The organism is Parvibaculum sp., from assembly GCF_035325945.1.
Taxonomy (GTDB): Bacteria; Pseudomonadota; Alphaproteobacteria; order Parvibaculales; family Parvibaculaceae; genus Parvibaculum.
The window spans coordinates 29,021-32,092 of the sequence record NZ_DAOKYX010000032.1 but is presented as its reverse complement, the minus strand read 5'-3'; the positions used below and the strand labels follow the sequence as shown (position 1 = coordinate 32,092).

3 protein-coding genes and 1 other RNA gene are annotated in these 3,072 nt (G+C 66.5%); all 4 read right to left on the bottom strand.

Annotated elements, in window-relative coordinates; genetic code table 11:
• A partial coding sequence (gene recR / locus PKA57_RS13030; RefSeq protein WP_324301238.1) for a recombination mediator RecR occupies positions 1-584 on the bottom strand: 584 nt, incomplete at its 3' end.
• A gap of 7 nt (positions 585-591) precedes the next feature.
• Entirely contained in the window at positions 592-909 is a 318-nt protein-coding gene (locus PKA57_RS13025; protein WP_324301236.1) for a YbaB/EbfC family nucleoid-associated protein, read from the bottom strand.
• Between the two features lie 53 nt (positions 910-962).
• Complete coding sequence (locus PKA57_RS13020; protein ID WP_324301234.1) at positions 963-2,900, bottom strand: DNA polymerase III subunit gamma/tau; 1,938 nt, start codon at positions 2,898-2,900, stop codon at positions 963-965.
• A 20-nt stretch (positions 2,901-2,920) separates the two neighbouring features.
• An RNA gene (gene ffs / locus PKA57_RS13015) (signal recognition particle sRNA small type) lies at positions 2,921-3,017 on the bottom strand.
• Positions 3,018-3,072 lie beyond the last annotated feature (55 nt).

Here is a 3,072-nt window from a genome sequence, read left to right as displayed (position 1 = left end):
GACTTCATGGCGGCGGCGAGCGTTCCGTCGTCGAGATAGTCCAGTTCGCCGCCGACCGGCACGCCATGCGCGAGGCGCGAGACGGCGACGCCCGTGCCTTCGAGGCGGTCGGTGATGTAATGCGCGGTCGTCTGGCCATCGACGGTCGCGTTCATGGCGAGGATCACTTCCCTGATCTCGCCCTTCTGCACGCGCTCGACCAGCGCGCCGATATTGAGATCGTTGGGGCCCACGCCGTCGAGCGCGGAGAGGACACCGCCGAGCACATGGTAGCGGCCCTTGTGCACACCCGCCCGCTCCAGCGCCCAGAGATCGCCCACCTCCTCGACGATGCAGAGGATCGACGGATCGCGCCGCGGATCGCGGCAGATGGTGCAGGGATCGTGCGTATCGACATTGCCGCAGACCGAGCAGATGCAGGCCTTCTCCGCCGCTTCGGCCATGGCGGCGGCGAGCGGCGAGAGCAGCGTCTCCTTCTTCTTGATGAGCTGGAGCACGGCGCGGCGCGCGGAACGCGGGCCGAGACCCGGCAGCTTGGACAGAAGCTGGATCAGCCGCTCGATTTCTGGGCCGGTGACGGACATTCGCGTCTCAAAGGCCGAAGCCGGGCGGAATGGGAAGGCCGCCCGCAATGCTCTGCATCTTCTCGGCGGCGAGCTTCTCGACCCTGCCCTTGGCGTCGTTCGCGGCGGCGGCGATCAGATCCTCGAGGATTTCGCGCTCCTCCGGCTTCATCAGGCCCGGATCGATCATCACGCGCTTCACCACGCCCTTGCCCGTCATGACGACGCTCACCATGCCGCCACCGGCGCTGCCTTCCACTTCCAGCGCCTCGAGCTCGGCCTGCATGCCCTCCATCTTCGACTGGAGGGCCTTCGCCTGCTTCATGATCTCGCCGATATTTCTCACGTCACTCGTCCGTTCACTCTGATGACAAATTGGGGATAGGCAAATCCGGGCCTCTACTCGTCGGAGGCCATGTAATCCTCATGCTCGAACTCTTCGGAGGCGAGATCGTCGTGGCTTGCGGGCACGACCTCGCCGCTCGCAGCAAGCGGCATTGCAACTTCCTCGGCGCGAGTATCGCGGACATGGACGATCTCGGCGCCGGGGAAATGCGCAAGCGCGGCCCTGACCAGCGGATCGGCGCGCGCCTCCTCCTTCAGCTTTTCCTCGCGCGTGATCGCCTGCTCGCGCAGTGTCGGCGCACCTTCCTCGCGCGAGATCGAAACGACCCAGAGCGAGCCCGTCCAGCGCTTCAGCCGCTCGGAAAGTTCCGATGCGAGATTGCCGGGCGTTCCATCGAGAAGCCTGATCTCGATGCGGCCCTGCTCGAAGCGAACGAGACGGACGCCGGTTTCGAGCGCGTGCTTGAGCCTGATGTCGCGCTTTTCGGCAAGAAGGGCGATTACATCCTCGAAACGGCGAAGGCTGGGACCGACCGCCGCCGTCGCGATCGCTGCGGGCGCCGGATCATAGGCCTCGCGCGGGGATTGGCCAGGGCGCGCGCCCATGCCCGCCCCCATTCCGCCCCCCATGACCGCGCGAAGTTCGGCGCGCGGACCGCCGCCCGAGGGTGCCGCGGAACCGCCGCCGCCCTGCGAGGGCCGCGAGGCCGCACCGCCATTCTTCAACTGCTCGATCAGTTCTTCCGGCCCCGGACCATCGGCCACATAGGCGATGCGGACGAGGACCATTTCAGCCGCCGCGATGGGCCGCGTCGCGCCCTGCACCTCGACGAGCCCCTTCAGCAGCATCTGCCAGGTGCGGGCGAGCACGCGGATCGGCAGTTTCTCCGCCATCTCCTGTCCGCGCAGACGCTCCGTCTCCGACATGGCGAGATCGTCGGCGGCGCCCGCGACGAGCTTCAGCCGCGTCAGCCAATGGGTGAGGTCGGCGAGATCGGAGAGCACGACAGCGGGATCGGCGCCCACATCATATTGCGCGCGAAGCTCGCCCAGCGCGCCCGCAATGTCGCCCTTCATCACGAAATCGAAGAGATCGAAGATGCGCGCCCGGTCTGCAAGGCCGAGCATGTCGCGCACTTCCGCCTCATGGATCACCGCCTCGCCCATCTGGCTGCCATGCGCGATGGCGCGGTCGAGAAGCGAGAGGCTGTCGCGGGCGGAACCGTCGGCGGCGCGCGAGATGAGCTTCAGCGCCGCATCCTCCACCTCCACATGCTCCTTCGTCGCGATGCGCGAGAGAAGCGAGGTGAGTTCCTCCACCTTCAGACGGCGCAGATCGAAACGCTGGCAGCGCGAAAGCACCGTCACCGGCACCTTGCGGATCTCGGTCGTCGCGAAAATGAACTTCACATGCGCCGGAGGCTCCTCGAGCGTCTTCAGAAGGCCGTTGAAGGCGGCCTTCGAGAGCATGTGCACCTCGTCGATGATGTAGACCTTGTAGCGCGCGGAGACGGGCAGATAACGCACGCTGTCTATGATCTCGCGAATATCGTCGATGCCGGTGCGCGAGGCCGCGTCCATTTCGAGGACGTCGACATGGCGGCTCTCCATGATCGCCTCGCAATGGACGCCGAAGCCGTCCATATGGATCGTGGGGCCGGTGACACCCGGTTTTTCATAGTTGAGCGCGCGGGCGAGAATGCGCGCGGTCGTCGTCTTGCCGACGCCGCGCACGCCCGTGAGCATGAAGGCATGGGCGATGCGGCCCGTCTCGAATGCGTTCGAGAGCGTGCGGACCATCGCTTCCTGGCCGACGAGATCGTCGAATGTGGTCGGGCGGTATTTGCGCGCCAGCACCTGATAGCCGGCCGCCTGGGCGCGCGCGGGCGGTCGCGCCTCGCCGCCCAGAAGGGCCAGTCCCGGCTCATCCGCGGGGTCCGGGCGATGCGGCTCCTCGGCGATCGGCGCCGGATTTTCCTCGCTGTCGTCCATGAACCGTCCTTCAAGGAAAGGTGGGAGGCTGGACGGACAACCCGAGCCGAACTCGTTACGGCTGCTTCCTTCCGGACCTGACCGGATTGGCGAGGGACCCGTCCGCCGCCAGCCTCCCGAGGGGACTATATCAGGGGAATCGACTCTACTTGCAAGGCCGGTGAGCCTGCTC